The organism is Thiomicrorhabdus marina (genome assembly GCF_017571465.1).
GTDB classification, from domain to species: domain Bacteria; phylum Pseudomonadota; class Gammaproteobacteria; order Thiomicrospirales; family Thiomicrospiraceae; genus Thiomicrorhabdus; species Thiomicrorhabdus marina.
This window is the reverse complement of record NZ_JAGETV010000004.1, coordinates 113,610-130,255: the sequence shown is the minus strand read 5'-3', so window position 1 is coordinate 130,255 and position 16,646 is coordinate 113,610. Positions and strand designations below refer to the sequence as shown.

13 protein-coding genes are annotated in these 16,646 nt (G+C 43.3%); 9 read left to right on the top strand and 4 right to left on the bottom strand.

The window, feature by feature from the left end:
* Positions 1-2: 2 nt before the first annotated feature.
* The 3 genes from J3998_RS03845 (at position 3) to J3998_RS03835 (ending at position 2,242) form a co-directional block, all read left to right on the top strand.
* A complete protein-coding gene (locus tag J3998_RS03845) occupies positions 3-1,106 on the top strand; it encodes an FAD-dependent oxidoreductase (RefSeq protein WP_208148144.1) in 1,104 nt (367 codons plus the stop codon).
* Entirely contained in the window at positions 1,103-1,300 is a 198-nt protein-coding gene (gene thiS / locus J3998_RS03840; protein WP_208148143.1) for a sulfur carrier protein ThiS, read from the top strand. The genes J3998_RS03845 and thiS overlap by 4 nt, the downstream gene beginning before the upstream one ends.
* Positions 1,301-1,447: 147 nt before the next feature.
* A complete protein-coding gene (locus J3998_RS03835) occupies positions 1,448-2,242 on the top strand; it encodes a thiazole synthase (protein ID WP_208148142.1) in 795 nt (264 codons plus the stop codon).
* A 79-nt stretch (positions 2,243-2,321) separates the two neighbouring features.
* Here the strand turns inward: J3998_RS03835 and J3998_RS03830 are convergent, their stop codons facing one another.
* Entirely contained in the window at positions 2,322-2,987 is a 666-nt protein-coding gene (locus J3998_RS03830; RefSeq protein WP_208148141.1) for a CsiV family protein, read from the bottom strand.
* Positions 2,988-3,058: 71 nt separating this feature from the next.
* Positions 3,059-6,538, bottom strand: a complete 3,480-nt coding sequence (gene mfd, locus J3998_RS03825; RefSeq protein ID WP_208148140.1) for a transcription-repair coupling factor — start codon at positions 6,536-6,538, stop codon at positions 3,059-3,061.
* A gap of 110 nt (positions 6,539-6,648) precedes the next feature.
* On the opposite strand from mfd, the gene J3998_RS03820 reads away from it, so the two are divergent.
* Together J3998_RS03820 and J3998_RS03815 are read left to right on the top strand one after the other, a co-directional pair.
* On the top strand, positions 6,649-7,884 hold the full coding sequence (locus tag J3998_RS03820; RefSeq protein ID WP_208148139.1) for an efflux RND transporter permease subunit: 1,236 nt from the start codon (positions 6,649-6,651) through the stop codon (positions 7,882-7,884).
* A 315-nt stretch (positions 7,885-8,199) separates the two neighbouring features.
* On the top strand, positions 8,200-9,516 hold the full coding sequence (locus tag J3998_RS03815; protein WP_208148138.1) for an NAD(P)/FAD-dependent oxidoreductase: 1,317 nt from the start codon (positions 8,200-8,202) through the stop codon (positions 9,514-9,516).
* A gap of 165 nt (positions 9,517-9,681) precedes the next feature.
* On the opposite strand, the gene J3998_RS03810 is transcribed toward J3998_RS03815, so the two are convergent.
* Positions 9,682-10,539, bottom strand: a complete 858-nt coding sequence (locus tag J3998_RS03810) for a delta-class carbonic anhydrase (RefSeq protein WP_208148137.1) — start codon at positions 10,537-10,539, stop codon at positions 9,682-9,684.
* 462 nt (positions 10,540-11,001) lie between these two features.
* Here J3998_RS03810 and J3998_RS03805 point away from each other — a divergent pair, with 462 nt between their 5' ends.
* Genes J3998_RS03805 through J3998_RS03790 form a run of 4 tightly spaced genes read left to right on the top strand, consistent with a single transcriptional unit; the run spans position 11,002 to position 15,572 of the window.
* Positions 11,002-11,685, top strand: coding sequence for a trimeric intracellular cation channel family protein (locus tag J3998_RS03805; RefSeq protein ID WP_243750578.1), 684 nt, complete (start codon positions 11,002-11,004; stop codon positions 11,683-11,685).
* A 17-nt stretch (positions 11,686-11,702) separates the two neighbouring features.
* Positions 11,703-12,953 (top strand): lipoprotein-releasing ABC transporter permease subunit, encoded by a 1,251-nt coding sequence (locus J3998_RS03800; RefSeq protein WP_208148135.1) that lies wholly within the window; start codon positions 11,703-11,705, stop codon positions 12,951-12,953.
* Complete coding sequence (lolD, locus tag J3998_RS03795) at positions 12,946-13,629, top strand: lipoprotein-releasing ABC transporter ATP-binding protein LolD (RefSeq protein WP_208148134.1); 684 nt, start codon at positions 12,946-12,948, stop codon at positions 13,627-13,629. The genes J3998_RS03800 and lolD overlap by 8 nt, the downstream gene beginning before the upstream one ends.
* A gap of 8 nt (positions 13,630-13,637) precedes the next feature.
* Complete coding sequence (locus tag J3998_RS03790; protein ID WP_208148133.1) at positions 13,638-15,572, top strand: ABC-F family ATP-binding cassette domain-containing protein; 1,935 nt, start codon at positions 13,638-13,640, stop codon at positions 15,570-15,572.
* A gap of 68 nt (positions 15,573-15,640) precedes the next feature.
* On the opposite strand, the gene J3998_RS03785 is transcribed toward J3998_RS03790, so the two are convergent.
* Entirely contained in the window at positions 15,641-16,633 is a 993-nt protein-coding gene (locus J3998_RS03785) for a S49 family peptidase (protein WP_208148132.1), read from the bottom strand.
* Positions 16,634-16,646: the final 13 nt, after the last annotated feature.

Genomic DNA, 16,646 nt, shown 5'->3' with positions numbered 1-16,646 from the left:
CGATGCCACAGGCTTTGCCTAAAATTGCGATTCTCGGTGCCGGGTTACTTGGTCGATTGTTGGCGTTTAGTTTACGTAACGACGCCAAAATCAAGTTGTTTGACCAAGATAGCGGTGATGCCACACAAAGCGCGGCTTATTTGGCGGCGGCGATGTTGGCACCACTGGCCGAGTCTGCCGAAAGCAGCCAAGGTGTTATGCGGCTTGGTGAAGCGTCTTTAAAACTCTGGCCGAAAATTCTTGAACAACTGCCGGAAGAGGTGTTTTTACAACAGAATGGCTCTCTTTTATTAGCTTTTGAACAAGATTTAGCTAGTTTAAAAACTTTTCAGCACAATCTGAAAGACGATGCTTATCAGTCAGTCGGCATCAATGAGATTCGAGCTTTAGAGCCGGAAATCAATCAACGTTTTCATCAAGGATTGTTCCTGCCAAATGAAGGCCAGTTGGATAACCGTCAGTTGCTGAAGGTCTTGGCCAAAGCCCTTAGCAATGCCGACAATATTACTTGGATTACCAATGCCACAACAGAAATCGCAGAGGATTCTGTTGTGGTGAACGGTAAGTGCCAAAACGGGTTTGATTGGATTATTGATTGTCGCGGTTTAGGTGCTAAACCAAATCAAATTGACTTACGAGGTGTGCGTGGCGAAGTGATTCGTCTGTATGCGCCGCAAGTTACTTTGAATCGGCCGGTTCGTTTAATGCATCCGCGTTATCCGATTTATATCGCGCCAAAACCGAATAATCAATTCGTAGTGGGTGCGACGCAATTGGAAAGTGAAGATCGTCGTCAGCCGACCGTCCGTTCCACTCTGGAATTGCTTTCAGCCTGCTTCTCGGTTCACAGCGGTTTTGCCGAAGCGGAAATTCTACAGAACCAATCCGGTTTACGTCCGGCGTATTTGGATAACGAACCGCAAATGCGTGTTAACGGCAACGTTATCAGTCTAAACGGCATGTATCGTCACGGCTATCTCCTGTCTCCAGTGATGGTTGATATGTGTCGTAACTATCTGCTAGGCAAGACAATCAACCCAGTATACCGAGAGCAACTGCCTAATATTTTGCAGATCCTGACCGTACAAATGGAGGAGTTAGCATGAATATCATTGTTAATGGCGAAAATAGGGAGTTGAGTGAGCGTTACTCATTAGAGGAAGCATTAGAGATGTTTGCAAAACAAAGCCCGTTTGTGGTGATGTTGAATCAGGAATTCATTCCAAAGTCTCAGTACTCGCAATGGGGTCTTAATGAAGGTGATGAGCTGGACATTATTGTCGCCATCCAAGGTGGTTAAAACCTGCGTCTTTTCCCGATCAGCTTTGTTATCAATCCCTTGTGTATCCTTTGCCATACATAGGAATTTCTAGTCTCGCTGAATCGAAAAAATACTTTGGTTTATTTCTGACTGTGCTACACAGTGTTGATTAATAAGGAATTTATTATGAGTTGCCTAGATATCTATGGCACAAAATTGGATAGTCGAATGATGATTGGTAGTGCGCTTTATCCGTCGCCAAAAGTCATGCAGGAGAGTATCCAAGCATCCGGTGCACAGATTGTTACCTTGTCGCTAAGTCGACAAAATCCGCAAGCTTCGGGTATTTCCGGTGGGGAAAATTTCTGGCAATTGATTCAGTCATTAGGATTACACCTGCTACCGAATACCGCCGGATGTCATTCAGTGCAAGAAGCGGTCACTATGGCACAGATGAGTCGTGAATTGTTTCAAACCGATTGGGTTAAATTGGAACTGGTCGGCGATGATTTTAATCTGCAACCAGACCCGATTGATTTAGTCAGAGCGACAGAGCAGCTGTTGAAAGACGGTTTTAAGGTTTTGCCGTATTGTACTGATGATTTGGTGATAGCTCGTCATTTAGTTGAATTGGGCTGTAAGGTGATTATGCCGTGGGGCTCGCCAATCGGTACCGGTAAAGGCATTATCAATCCGTATGCGACTCAAGCCATTCGTGATCGCTTTCCGGAAGTAACGATGATTATCGATTCTGGTATCGGCACGCCTTCGCATGCTATGCAAGCGATGGAAATGGGGGTTGACGGTATTTTGCTGAATACCGCGATTGCGCATGCTCAAAACCCGCAATTAATGGCGCAAGCGTTTAAGGGTGCGATTGAGGCAGGGCGCTTGGCTTACGAGGCGGGGCCAATGGCACAACGCGAACAAGCATCTGCGAGCACACCAACCTTAGATACCCCTTTCTGGCATTCAGCCTAGAAGAGATTTCGTCTAAACCAAAAAAGCCGCTAAGGTTGAAAATCTCCTAGCGGCTTTATGCGTGTGATTGAGCACCTTTTTACAATCTATTGATTTTAACGATGGCTCCGAATAAAGGGTGATCAAAGTAATGCAATTCACCGCTGTCGGCTTTACGTTTTTCTTTTAACTGGAAGCGCCAGTAGTCGGGTAGATAAGCTTCTTCAATCCCCATTCTTTCCGCCATGGCGCCACGTACCGCGGAGGGAATTCGGCGCTCAAGTTCTAAATCTAATTCAATATGCGAAAATTTAGTTTTGTAGACTTTAACAGTCCCGATTAGTCGGCTTGAAGCGGTACTTTGCTCAATCGATACTTTGGGTGCTTTTTTATTGCCATAGGCAAATTGTGTCCAAGTCTCATGAAAAATCGGTCGGTAGCCTTTCCCCAGTTTTTGAACAACCGAAGTCAGTTGCGGACTGGCATTGCCAAGATAAAGCGGCTTAGTTTTTTTTGTTAAATAAGACGTACTGTTTGTTAGGTCAACCGAGGAATTTAATTCCGGCCAATTCTCTTCCGTCCATCCTTTGATTGCCAATTGTTCAAACACAATCACTTCGACTTTATAGCGTGGTAAATCGGCCGCTTGAATTGCATTGCTCGATAGAATAAATGCTAGCAAAACGAGTAGCGCAGCAAGATACTTGGTAAAGAGGGGGTTCAATTTGTATTGGGTACGCTGAACAGGAAGTTGAATTGCATTCATTGCGGCTTTCCGTTATTGAGAGAGTTTTGCACGAGTAAACTATCTCGTGCAAAGCTCACATTAAATTAATTTTAAGGTTGAATCTGTTTAACCAGTAGTTCAATGGCAGCTTGACGTTGTTCTAAAAGGGGCATTGTATCGAATATTTTAATCTCGTTTTGACCTTTCATTTGATAACGTTTCGGTTCTTGCTGTAGCAGTAAGATGGTTTTCCCCATGTCGATATTTGGCTGTTCACCGAAGACAACGCGAATCATTGCTTCCGAAGCATCAACTTTGTGTACATCAATGAGTTCGGCAACTAATTTGACTTCCGCAGCCATAAACAAGTTTTTGACTTGCTGAGGCAATAGGCCGAAACGGTCAATCATTTCTACTTCTAGATCGCGTAAGGCTTCTTTGCTGTCAGCGGTAGCGATGCGTTTATATAGAACCAAGCGGCTATGTACGTCCGGAAGATAATCTTCGGGAATCAATGCTGGTTCCCCTAAATCGACTTCGCAACCATGGTGTAGTTTGGCATTCAGTTCCGGTTGTTTACCGGATTTGAGTGCCTTGACCGCACGATCTAGAATTTCACTATACAGCCCGAAACCAACTTCTTGGATTTGACCGGATTGGCCGTCACCTAATAATTCACCGGCACCACGAATCTCCAAATCATGGCTTGCCAGCATAAAGCCGGCACCGAGGGTATTGTGTTTAGCGATAGCGGTTAAACGTTTTTCGGCATCACGCGTCATCGCCGCTTTATCGCCGGTAAACATATAAGCATAGGCCTTGTGGTGTGAACGGCCGACACGACCACGCAGCTGGTGTAACTGAGCCATACCAAATTTATCGGCGCGGTGAATCAAAATGGTATTGGCGGTTGGAATATCAATACCGGTTTCGATAATGGTAGTACAGACCAGAATATTGAAACGACGATGGTAGAAATCTTCCATCACCGATTCTAGTTGTTTTTCATTCATCTGCCCATGCGCGAAGGTCACCTTGGCTTCTGGAATCAATTCTTGCATCTGTTCAACCATGCGCTCGATACGGTCGACATGGTTATACAGCAAGTAAACTTGACCGCCACGACGAATTTCACGCAGACAAGCTTCCCGTACCGTTTCTTCATTCCACTGCTGTACAAAGGTCTGTACGGCTAGACGTTTGGCCGGAGCCGTCGCGATAATCGATAAATCACGCAAATCGTTCATTGCCATATTTAGGGTACGCGGAATCGGCGTCGCGGTCATGGTTAACACATCGACTTCGGCACGCACTTTCTTTAGCTGTTCTTTTTGACGCACGCCAAAACGATGTTCTTCGTCAATGATAATCAGCCCGAGTTGTTTGTAGACAATCTCTTTACGAATCAGCTTATGAGTGCCGATAATAATATCGATTTTACCTTCCGCTAAATCAGCCAGAATGATTTTCTGTTCTTTAGCGCTTTGGAAACGAGACAGCACCTCGATACGAATCGGCCACTCAGAAAAACGGTTGCGGAAGTTTTCAAAGTGCTGTTGTGCCAATAGGGTAGTTGGTACTAGCATCGCCACTTGTTTTCCTGCATGAGCGGCAATAAAGGCGGCGCGCATCGCCACTTCGGTTTTACCGAAACCGACATCACCACACACCAAACGATCCATCGGTTTATCGGATTTCATGTCTGCGATAACCGATTCAATGGCAATAAATTGATCCGGTGTCTCTTCAAATGGAAAACTAGCAGCGAATCGAGCATAAGCCTCTTCATCGGTTTCGAATGCCAAGCCTTTTCTCGCCGCACGTTGCGCATAAATATCAAGCAGTTCGGCAGCAACATCATGTGCTTTTTGAGCGGCTTTCTGTTTGGCTTTATCCCATTTATCGGAACCGAGTTGATGCAGCGGTGCAGTTTCCGGCGTAGCTCCGGTATAGCGGCTGACCAGATGCAATGAGCTGACCGGTACATAGAGCATTGCTTGCTTAGCGTATTCAATTTTTAAGAACTCGTGGGATGTGCCGCGAATGTCCATGGTTTCCAAACCGAGATAGCGACCGACGCCGTGATCAATATGCACAATCGGACTGCCTTCATCAAGCTCTACAAGGTTGGAGATTGCGCTGTCGAAGTCTTGATGACGGCTTTTACGGCGACGGCGTTGTAGTACGGTTTGTCCGAAAATATCCGCTTCGGTGATTAAGCACAGCTCTTGTAACCAAATCGACTGCTCGATAGGGCCGACCAGAATTGCTGCTTGGGATTTTTTAGCACTATTGACCCATTCGCTAACCTCTGCCCAGTTCTGACAAATGACCGGTTTAGCAGCTTGTTTTTGGTTTAAGTGTTTACTTAGCACTGTCATCAAGGTTTCACGACGACCGGTTGACTCTGCACAGAACACGACCGGATGCTGTTCGATATCTAAGAAGCTATTCAGGTTTGCCAATGGGTAGTCGCTATTGGAATCAATCGCCAGATTCGGCAAGGTATGACGTTTGAATTGATGGCTAAGCTTGCTGGACTTTTGGTCTTCAGCTTCAATCGAAATACGGTGGTAATCTTTCATACCTGCCATGACAGCGCTTTCACTAATTAGCAAGTCTTGTGGTTGAATTACCGGGTAATCGCTGTTGTGCTGGGCAATTTGGTAGCGTTCCTGATAGTCTTTTAGATTGCGCTCAATCGCGGATTCCATATCATCAAAATCGATAAACACGGTATTTTCCGGCAGATAGTCATACAAAGTTGCTGTCTGTTGGTGGAAAAACGGCAGGTAGTATTCCAAACCACCAACGGCTTCAGCGCTGCTTACCTGTTTATACAGCTGGCTTTGATGGGCATTTTCACCGAAATATTGACGGAAATTCTGTTTAAAGAGATCAATACCTTCGCGACTAAGATTAAATTCTTTGGCGGGTAATAGCTCTACTGAGTCGATCGTATCAATCGTAAGTTGGGTTTCCGGGTCAAAACTACGAATCGATTCAATTTCGTCATCGAACAGGTCGAGACGGAATGGTTTCTTCGATCCCATTGGGAAGAGATCGATAATTCCGCCGCGAACTGCATAATCACCATGTTCCATAACCGTGCTGACGCGCTGATAACCGGAAACACTGAGTTGCTCGATTAATTGCTCAGGGTTGAGGTTGTCACCGGCTTTAAATAAAAAAGTAAATTTCGCTAAATATTCTTGCGGGATTAACTTCTGCGCCAAAAGCGACGCCGGAATCACTAGAATACCTTGTTGGCTATTTGGCAGTTTATAAAGCGTTTTTAATCGTTCCGATACCAAGTCTTGGTGCGGCGAGAATTGATCGTATGGTAGAGTTTCCCATTCTGGAAAGGTCAAAATCGGCGTTTTTTGAGCGGCACTGAAAAATTCGATTTGTTGCTGTAATTGATTGGCTTTTTGCGAATCGCTAGCGAGCACCACACAAAATGGGTGTTGTTGCTGAAGCTGACTAATAAATAGGGCGGCACTGGATAGATTAAGTGCACTAGTACGCGAACGATGACCGGTGAGTGTAAATTCGCCTAACGGAAAAAACGGAACTTTTAGAGCTGCCATGAAATCTTGCTGAATATGCTTAGTTTATGAAAATTAGAGGCGTATTTTAAACCAGCCGGATTCGCTTATGGCATGAATCTAAACAATGCAACAAAAGGACAAAAATCTGCATGGGAAATTGGGCGTTTAGCTGGGTACAAATCATTGCCCACAACAAAAGATCGTTGGCGATTCGTTTTGGTGTAATTTTGGCAGTACTGCTGTATGGATTACTTGATTTTGCATGGCATAGCTTAACACCGATTCTGTTATCACTATTGATTGCCACGGTTTTGATGAGTTTAGTTTTAGCCTGGTTGGCGGATTCAAAACGTACTGCACTGATTCAGTTCGCATTAAGTTGGTTAATTTTGATTAGCAGTTTCGGTGTTTTGGGATGGCTGGATATTGTGCTGGATGAAACCGGTTTATTAGCATTACTGGTAATCGTGATAATGCTGTCGTCGAATTTGATTCATCAATTAAGTACCTTGTTACGGGAAATGGCACGTGGGCTGTATCAGTTTGATGCGGTAGCGGAAGCGCTTAAGCTGAACTTTACTCCTATTGTGCTCTCCAATTTAACGACTTCTTTAGGCTTTATTTTCGCTGCTTGGTTTAACGGCGATTACGCGCAGATGGCTTGGGTGGTGACCATTGGCGCAATTTTGAGCGTATTTTTCAGTATTACTTTGCTGCCATTGATTTTATTGAGTTATTTCTTGGAATTCCGTGTCGGCAATACCAGTGACAGAAATGGATTTCGTGGTTGGATTGAAACATTAAAAACTAAAGGGAAATGGCGCACTCCTTTATTGGTTGCCAGCCTGTTGACTTCAATAGTCCTAGCCTGGTACTACCAAGCGGTATTGTTAAATTATCAATTTGGTTTGATGCTACTGTTGTTTGCTGGGCTCTTTATGTTGTATTGGCGTTCTGCAAGAGTGGTTTTGTTCGCACTCTGGCTAACCATGTTGGCGTGGTTAATCAGTATGGCTATTCAAGAAGTACTTTTACCAATGTTGACTGGAGCAACCGGATTTAACATGCCAGAACAGCTATTACCGGTACTACTGATGTTAAGTCTCGGTTTGATTATTGACGATGTTGTGCATTTCTTTAGCCGTTATCAACGAGCACAGCTAACCATGTTTGCCCAAGGGTTTGATGCAGTAGCGTTTGCTATGGCAAGTGTAGCGCGGCCAATTTGGATAAGCTCTTGGCTATTACTGATTGGCATGGCTGTTTTACTCTTTAGTCATCATGTTTTAGTGGTGATGGGCGCTTTTCTAACGATTATCTCAATTATTTTTATTACCTTTATGGTGCTTTTTTGGTTACCGTTATTGCTGACAAAAGGTCATTAAAGAGTGTTTTTAATACTGCTTTTTTCATAACCAATTGTTTATATATACTTTATGGTTAAATTACATCACGTTATTTAAATTATTAAAAAGCCCTATGGGGTTGCTAATAAGTTTTATTTCTATTCTAATAAGTTCGATTTATTCTGGATATAAAAATTTTATTTTCAATTTATCCTTCATTACTGCAGTATTTCCTAACAATTTTATATCCGTATCTGGTTATAAAAATATCTTTGGTAACTGCATAAATCAGAGTTATTAGAACAAAATAAGAGTCAGCTTCGTTATGACTCAAAACAAAAATATGAGGTGAACATGGCAACAGTTGTTGTAGTTGGATCTAGCACGGGTGGTCTACCAATGTCTTACGATATCCGTAAGCATCTTGATAAAGGGCATACCGTTAAAGTTGTAAATGCCGTTGATGAATTTAATTTCGTTCCATCAAACCCTTGGGTTGCAGTGGGCTGGCGTAAGCCGGAAGATATCTCTTTCAAATTAGAGCCGCATCTAACGCGCAAAGGGATTGAGTTTTACAACCAAATTTGTACTGCGCTTGATCCAGACAATAATCAAATTACTCTGGATGACGGTTCTACCATGGATTATGACTACCTAATCCTTTCGACAGGTCCTTCTCTAGCGTTCAACGAAGTTGAAGGTTTTGGTCCAAAGAGTCACGGTGGTAATACCGTTTCGGTTTGTACGACTCCTCATGCTGCGGAAGCTTATGAGCAGTGGGAAGAGTTTTGTAATGATCCGGGTCCGATCATTGTTGGTGCGGTACAAGGTGCATCATGTTTCGGTCCTGCGTATGAATTCGCAATGATTATGGAAACGGATCTTCGTAAGCGCAAAATCCGTAAAGACGTTCCAATGACTTTTGTTACGGCAGAGCCTTACATTGGTCACCTAGGTTTAGGCGGTGTTGGTGATTCTAAAGGGCTAATGGAATCTGAGTTGCGTAATCGTCATATCAACTGGATTTGTAACGCTAAAACCACCAAAATTGAAGATGGCACAATGTATGTCGACGAGCACGATATGCATGGTAACGTTATCAAACAACACGAATTACCATTTAAATACTCGATGATGCTTCCGGCATTCAAAGGCTCGAAATTCCTTTGCGATATGGTTGATGGCGATCCTGAGAAAATGGGTGGCCCGTTGGTTAACCCGCGCGGTTTTGTTAAGGTTGATCAATTTAGCCGTAACCCGACTTACAAAAACATCTATGCACTCGGTGTTGGTATCGCGATTCCTCCGGTTGATACAACTTGTCCAGTTCCTTGTGGTACGCCGAAAACCGGTCTAATGATCGAGTCAATGGTCACAGCGATTTGTCACAATATCGAAGCAAACCTAGAAGGCAAAGAGCCTCACGAAGAGCCGACTTGGAATACCGTATGTCTTGCAGATATGGGTGATTCTGGTGCTGCGTTTGTTGCTCTGCCACAGATTCCACCGCGTAACTTAACGTGGGCGAAAAAAGGTAAGTGGGTTCACTTAGCTAAGATTGCGTTTGAGAAATACTTTATTCGTAATATGAAAGCCGGTAACTCAGAGCCGATTTATCAGAAATACATTATGAAGATGCTAGGCATTAATCGTCTAAAATCGGATAAATAATCACTGATTATTTGGTAGTAGAAAACCCGTCATTATGGCGGGTTTTTTATTGTCTGAACAAAATGCTAGGCAATAAAAAAACCGCTAGTAGCAATAACTATTAGCGGCTAATTTAGATGATAAGTTAAATCAAGTTTTATGGCTTAATTTATTGTTATCTAATGATTATTTAATTGTTGAGAGTAGGCGAGGGTTGATAACTAAGTTACGAACACCGTGTGCGTGATCTTCATCAAAAGTATTGCCTTTACACCATTCACCAACGCTTGAGATATCGACTTTTGCCACTTTTGGACGAACGCTCCAAGAAACTTGGAATGGTGAACCTTTTTCGTTGTATTTAGGTCCGGTTGTAGAGCCTGTGTATTGAACTGGAGCCCCCATATTGGTTGGAATGTTCAAAGCTTGGTGGCGTCCGCCGCGAATTCCATGCTCTGTCATTTTCTTGAAGTCTAGAGCATTTTTATCATTCACTAATACGTAAACTTGAGTCTCAACGCGAAGTTGCGGGTTGCCGATGCTCTTATTCAAACATGAACCTAATGTCGGACCCGGTTTGATTTGGGCAGTTGAATGTACATAGTGAACTTCGATCGTGTCACCAACATTTAATCCGCCATGTTTACTAGGACAGACTTGGCCTTTATAAGGTTTTGACTCGGCTTTGCTAAGTGTACCGTCATATTTGAATCCGCTCTGATAGCCATGTCCATCGCCATTGCCTGCGTATGTAGTGAACTCTCCACCTTGGTGTTCTGCGTTTTTATGGAAGTGGATGTTACATAGATTCATTTCTTGATACGGCGGAGCTTCTTGGAATTTAATTGGGTTGGCTCCATCTAGGTTATCGATATTACGCGGTGACTGTGGACCAAAGCCTTTGCCTTGAGTATTGTTTTGTAGCGCTGCTCGTTGTTTTTCGATAACACTGTTAGCAACACCTTCGTGAGCATGGTCTGCTGCAAATGCAATAGGGGCTGTGAAGATAGATGCGATAGCAAGAGTTAAAAGTGTTTTTTTCATAAAGACTGCGTCCTATAACAATAATTGTATTTATATTTTTCATAAAGCGGATGACGCTATCATTGCGTCTTACCGCTATTGGCTGTCTGGAAAGCTTGAGTTTGAGCGGGACTTTGCCTACCTATATCAAGTTTTGCGAACGGCTGAGAGTTATAGCAAATACGAATTTTGTTGAGTAATTAAAAAAATCAATAATGCAGCATTGAGTTTAAATATCGTTATTACCCAATATTAGAAATCTCTATCGGGGAGTGCATTAAGTTGAGATAATGGCAGTGCTAGTGAAATATTTTCGCCTAATTTTAAATTTAATTAATCACAATGCCTTTAAGAAGAAAATACCGCCTTAAAATACTTTACCTTAAGGAATAAAAGGTTATAGACGCGAAGTCCTGTAAGTTTGTGAAAAATTTATGTTTGCAAACTCAAGGCTCTTTTATAATACAGCGCATGAAAATAACGATGACATTGCAATATCTGGATTTCCTCGGCACAGTGGTTTTTGCAATCACTGGGCTTTTGGCCGCACGTCGAAAACATTTGGATCTGTTCGGTGCTATTGTCATCGCTATGGTAACCGCGATTGGCGGTGGAACCTTGCGAGACCTCATTATCGGTGAGCCGGTTTTCTGGACGCAAAATGATATTTATATTTATATTGTTGTCTGCACAACCTTAGCGTTTTTCTTTCTGGCACGTTTTCGCCGTTTACCGGTGAAGTTATTATTGTTCTTGGATGCACTGGGTTTAGCTGTTTTTACCGTTATCGGTACGCAGAAGGCAATGGAACTTGGTTTTTCCGATCCGATTGCGATAATGACTGGTGTCATGACCGGTGTGGTTGGCGGCATGATTCGCGATGTTTTAGTTGATGAAATTCCGCTCGTTTTGCGTAAAGAGATTTATGCAACCGCTTCTTTTATCGGAGCGAGTGTTCTTTTATTGTTACTGCACAATGATGTCTCTCAGGAACTGGCAATTTTTGTGTCGATTCTGATTACTATTATTATGCGAGTTTCTGCTATCGTTTATAAAATTGAATTACCGGTTTTCATCTCCTATAAAGCTAATTTACCGCCAATTCGGCAAAACAAGCGAAGAAGCAAGAAATTTGATGATGAATCATCGGCCAACTCCGAAAAATAAAACTGAATTTAGTATTTATGTCCAAACTCCCTTTTGAACTCTTCGTCGGTTTGCGGTACACCCGAGCAAAGCGACGTAACGGTTTCATCTCATTTATTTCTCTATCGTCAATGATTGGTATTGCACTCGGTGTTACCGCTTTAATTACCGTGCTATCGATTATGAACGGTTTCCAACATGAATTGCGCGACCGGATTCTTGGCATGACTGCCCATATGACCATTTCTCAAGAGAACGGCAAGTTGAGCAACTGGTCATCCTTGTATGAAAAAGTGAAGGAATTACCGGATATTGAAGGTGCAGCTCCAAATATTATGGAGCAAGGGATGTTGACCAATCGTGGTTCAGTGCAAGGCGTGGCGATCCGTGGGGTAATGCCAGTGTATGAGAAAGAAGTCAGCAATATCAACGGTAAGATGGTGATTGGCGATCTTACGAGTCTAAAGCCGAATCAGTTTTCAATGGTTATCGGCAACGAGCTGGCGTCATCACTTGGCCTATCAGTTGGTGATAAGGTTACCGTTATCGCTCCACAGGGAACGGTAACCGCTGTTGGCATTGTCCCACGTATCAAACGTTTCACGGTAGTAGGCATTTTTAGTGCGGGTATGCATGAATATGATGCTAATTTAGCATTAATTCATATTAAAGATGCTCAGAAACTTTTTAAGTATGACGAGCAAATCTCCGGCCTACAGTTAAAGATAGATAACCTTTTTCGGGTCGGTGAAGTGAAGCAAGAGGTTGCTAATCATTTAGCTCAAACCCTGTATGTCAAAGATTGGCGCCAGCAACATATGAATTTCTTTAAAGCCATTGAGATGGAAAAAAAGATGATGTTTATTGTTTTAGCACTCATTATTATGGTCGCAGCATTTAATATCGTTTCCACCATGGTGATGGTGGTTACCGATAAACAAGCGGATATTGCGGTTTTGAGGACGCTGGGGGCAACACCGAACAGCATTCAATGGATTTTCATTATTCAAGGTTTAGTTATCGGTTTGCTTGGCGCACTTTTGGGCTTGATTGGCGGAGTATCTTTGGCATCCAATATTGATGTTATTGTGCCGTTTATTGAAAAGCTTTTAGGTATTCAGTTCTTTCCACCGGATGTTTACTACATCAGCCAAGTGCCGTCGAAAATCGATTGGAATGATGTCTACTCGGTTTCCGGTATCGCCTTTATTTTGACGTTGTTAGCAACCCTTTATCCGGCGCGTAAAGCAGCCAAAGTCCAACCGGCGGAGGCGTTACGTTATGAGTAAACGAGTCTTGCATGCACAGGGGTTGAGTAAGACCTATAAAGAGGGGGATATCCAAACCCAAGTCTTTAAACAGATTGATTTTGAACTTTTTGCCGGTGAAAAATTGGCGATTGTTGGCACTTCCGGTTCAGGTAAAAGTACTTTGTTGCATCTATTGGCTGGATTAGATAAGCCAACGAACGGTTCAGTACAACTCTTAGATGCGGAGTTTTCACAATTAAATGAGCGCAAGCGTGGCAAAATTCGTAATCGGTCGATGGGTTTCGTTTATCAATTCCATCATCTATTGCCGGAATTCACTGCGTTAGATAATGTCATTATGCCGTTACGAATTCGGCGTAGTAACCTGAATGAAGCTAAACAAAAAGCGATTAAGTTATTGGAGCGAGTCGGTTTAGGACATCGTATGTTGCATAAGCCGTCTGAACTATCTGGTGGTGAACGTCAGCGTGTTGCTATTGCCCGAGCCTTGATTACCGAGCCGGAATGTATCCTTGCTGATGAACCAACGGGTAATCTTGATCAACAATCAGCAGAGCAGGTATTTGAACTGTTGCTAGAATTAAACCACGAGCTGAATACCGCCTTATTAATCGTTACTCACGACTTACAACTTGCCAATCGAATGGATCGCCAACTGCATCTTAAAGATGGCTGCTTGGTTGAAAATACTTAAAAAATTCAATGATTAATATTCAAAACCTTTCATTACGTGCCGGTGTCAAACCCTTGCTTGACAGTGCTAATCTCGCCATTCATCCAGGTCAGAAAATCGGTCTTGTTGGCCAAAACGGTGCCGGCAAGACTACGCTTTTTCGAGCCATTCTTGGACAAGTCACCATCGATGCCGGTAATCTCGGCATGCCGGCGGAATGGGTTATCGGTTATGTCGAACAAGAAACCGATGCCAAGCAACAGACGGTCATCGAGTATGTCAGTTTTGGCGATGAGCTTTATGCTAAAGCGATTGCGTCTTTGAAAAAAGCCGAGGCCGAGCATAATGACAATGCGATTGTCGCAGCCTATGACCAGTTGGATAAATTACATGGTTATGCGGTAGAGAACCAAACCAAGCAGTTGTTGTATGGTTTAGGTTTTAGCGAAGAAGACTTCAGCAAAAGTATCGATGCCTTTTCCGGTGGTTGGCAAGTCCGCCTAAAACTGGCGCGTGCGTTAATGCAACGTTCCGATTTACTGTTACTGGACGAACCGACCAACCACTTGGATATCGAAGCCGTTTCATGGTTAAAGCAGTGGCTCAAATCTTTTGATGGCGCGGTACTGGTTATTTCCCATGACCGCGATTTTCTAGATCAAGTAGTGCAAGGTATTGCCCATATTGATAATCAAAAAATCAATTTCTACCAAGGGAATTTCGCTGCTTTTGAACGTCAGCGCAATGAACGCCTAATGCAACAACAAGCGTTGCATGATAAGCAAAAACAACAGATGCAACATCTGAAAACCTTTATTAGCCGTTTTAAAGCCAAGGCATCCAAAGCCAAGCAGGCGCAAAGTCGGGTCAAAGCTTTGGAGCGGATGGAAATGGTTGCCGCCGTTCAGGCCAGTAATCCATTTCATTTTGAGTTTGCCGAGCCGAAATCTCAGCCGGATCCGATGTTGAAAATCGAAAATTTAAGTTTCGCTTATCCGGATAAGCCGATTATTAACGAGGCCAATCTTACCTTGCGTTCCGGTGATCGCATCGGTCTGGTCGGGGTCAATGGCTCCGGTAAAACCACCTTATTAAAGTTAATTGTCGGAGAATTAAAACCGGTTAACGGTAAGGTAATTTCTGCCCGTGGTGTTAAAGTCGGTTATTTCTCTCAGCATCAGTTAGAAACTTTGCGCCCGGAATGGAGTCCGTTAAAACATCTATTGGCTTTGGAAGATGCGCCTAGTGACCAGCAAGCACGAGATTTTCTGGGTGGGTTCGGGTTTAGTAATGAGCAATGTCTGGAATCGATCGCACCGTTTTCCGGTGGCGAGAAAGCACGATTAGCGCTAGCAATAATTGTTTTCCAAGAACCTAATCTTATTATCCTTGATGAACCGACTAACCATTTGGATATGGAAACTCGTGATGCCTTGGAAATGGCGCTGAATGATTATAGTGGGGCGCTGTTGTTAGTCAGCCATGATAAGCACCTGTTGGCATCGATTGCCGACCAATATTGGTGGGTGCATCAAGGTATGGTTGAGTTGTTCTATGGCGATTTGGATCAGTATCTGTCTGAGCAATTAAAGCGAATCAAACAGTCCGCTGAAGCACAGAAGCAGATGGAAGGCGCTGATGACGCCAACAAGAGTCAGAATAAAAAACAGCAACGAATTGAAAATGCCAACCTGCGCAAACAGCTTGATCAATTGATTAAAGCCGATTTGCAGCGTAGCCGTAAGTTGGAAAAGGAGCTGGATAAGGCGCAAGGTAAACTTGGCAAGCTGCATCAAAAAATGGAAGACAGCTCTCTGTATGACGATGCCAATAAAGACGAATTAAGCCAATGCTTACAACAGGAAGCCGATTGTCAGGCGCTTATTGAAGCACTGGAAATGGAATGGATGGAAGTTGAAGAAACGATCCAAGCCAAACGTGATGAATTTGAATCAGGGCTATAAAGAATGTACAAGAAATAAAAAAGGCGAGTTTTGACTCGCCTTTTTTGTCGTAAATTCAAACGAATGGATTAATGCATGGTGGTGAAGAACATCGCTAAACGGCTTGCCGTTTGCGTGCTGATATCACCAAGTAGTTGTTCAAAAATGGTTTTCTCTACTTCATAGTAACGATATTTTGGCTCATCCATATATTCGCGGCCGACTGAACCCATATCACCTAGTCCGTCAATCATACCATTTTCAACTGCTTCATCGCCGAGCCAAACCAGTCCGGTGTAAGTATCTTCGGTTTCTTTAATGCGATCGCCACGCCCGTCACGAACTGCTTGGATAAATTGCTGATGAGTGCGTTCTAAGACTTTAGTACGGAAGAATTCACGGCCTTCTTCATCTTTTTCCGCAAAAGGGTTGATAAAGGTTTTATGTTCGCCAGCATGCATTGAACGGTTTTCGATACCAACTTTCTCCATGAGCCCTGTAAAACCGAATGAATCCATGCGCACCCCAATTGACCCTATTAGTGAACCTTTATTGGCGATAATCTTATCGGCTGCGACGGTGATGTAGTAACAGCCTGAAGCACATAGATCTTCAACTACAGCGATGACCGGCTTATTGTATTTTTTCTTCAGGCGCGTGATTTCATCATTAATCAGTGCTGATTGCACCGGGCTTCCGCCAGGTGAGTTGGCTTTGATCACTACCACCTTGGCAGCGTCATTGCTAAAGGCTTCTCGAAGTAATGGAATCATGTATTCCGCACTGTTTTCGGTTTGCGCCATAATTGGACCTTCTAAGCGAACTACCGCAATGTGCTCTTGGTCATTGTTCATCTCTTTTAACTCTTTTGCAGCGCCCATATTGTCAATTGCAATGTAAATGAAAAAGACGATATAACCGGCAATAGCCAGTTTTAATAAATTCGCAAAACGGCGGCTCCAGCGCTCTTGTTTGACTAAAGATTCAACTGCGCCGGCTAAGCGGTCGAAGTTTTGCATTGTCGGAACCGATTGTTTTGAGCTTTCATTTGAGCTAGGTGCCGATTGGTTTTCTTGTTCCATCGTAATTCCCTTT

Bases quoted from the DNA above. Each gene is read 5' to 3' on its own strand.
- J3998_RS03845 (WP_208148144.1), top strand. From the start codon at position 3: ATGCCACAGGCTTTGCCTAAAATTGCGATTCTCGGTGCCGGGTTACTT.
- thiS (WP_208148143.1), top strand. From the start codon at position 1,103: ATGAATATCATTGTTAATGGCGAAAATAGGGAGTTGAGTGAGCGTTAC.
- J3998_RS03835 (WP_208148142.1), top strand. From the start codon at position 1,448: ATGAGTTGCCTAGATATCTATGGCACAAAATTGGATAGTCGAATGATG.
- J3998_RS03830 (WP_208148141.1), bottom strand. From the start codon at position 2,987: ATGAATGCAATTCAACTTCCTGTTCAGCGTACCCAATACAAATTGAAC.
- mfd (WP_208148140.1), bottom strand. From the start codon at position 6,538: ATGGCAGCTCTAAAAGTTCCGTTTTTTCCGTTAGGCGAATTTACACTC.
- J3998_RS03820 (WP_208148139.1), top strand. From the start codon at position 6,649: ATGGGAAATTGGGCGTTTAGCTGGGTACAAATCATTGCCCACAACAAA.
- J3998_RS03815 (WP_208148138.1), top strand. From the start codon at position 8,200: ATGGCAACAGTTGTTGTAGTTGGATCTAGCACGGGTGGTCTACCAATG.
- J3998_RS03810 (WP_208148137.1), bottom strand. From the start codon at position 10,539: ATGAAAAAAACACTTTTAACTCTTGCTATCGCATCTATCTTCACAGCC.
- J3998_RS03805 (WP_243750578.1), top strand. From the start codon at position 11,002: ATGACATTGCAATATCTGGATTTCCTCGGCACAGTGGTTTTTGCAATC.
- J3998_RS03800 (WP_208148135.1), top strand. From the start codon at position 11,703: ATGTCCAAACTCCCTTTTGAACTCTTCGTCGGTTTGCGGTACACCCGA.
- lolD (WP_208148134.1), top strand. From the start codon at position 12,946: ATGAGTAAACGAGTCTTGCATGCACAGGGGTTGAGTAAGACCTATAAA.
- J3998_RS03790 (WP_208148133.1), top strand. From the start codon at position 13,638: ATGATTAATATTCAAAACCTTTCATTACGTGCCGGTGTCAAACCCTTG.
- J3998_RS03785 (WP_208148132.1), bottom strand. From the start codon at position 16,633: ATGGAACAAGAAAACCAATCGGCACCTAGCTCAAATGAAAGCTCAAAA.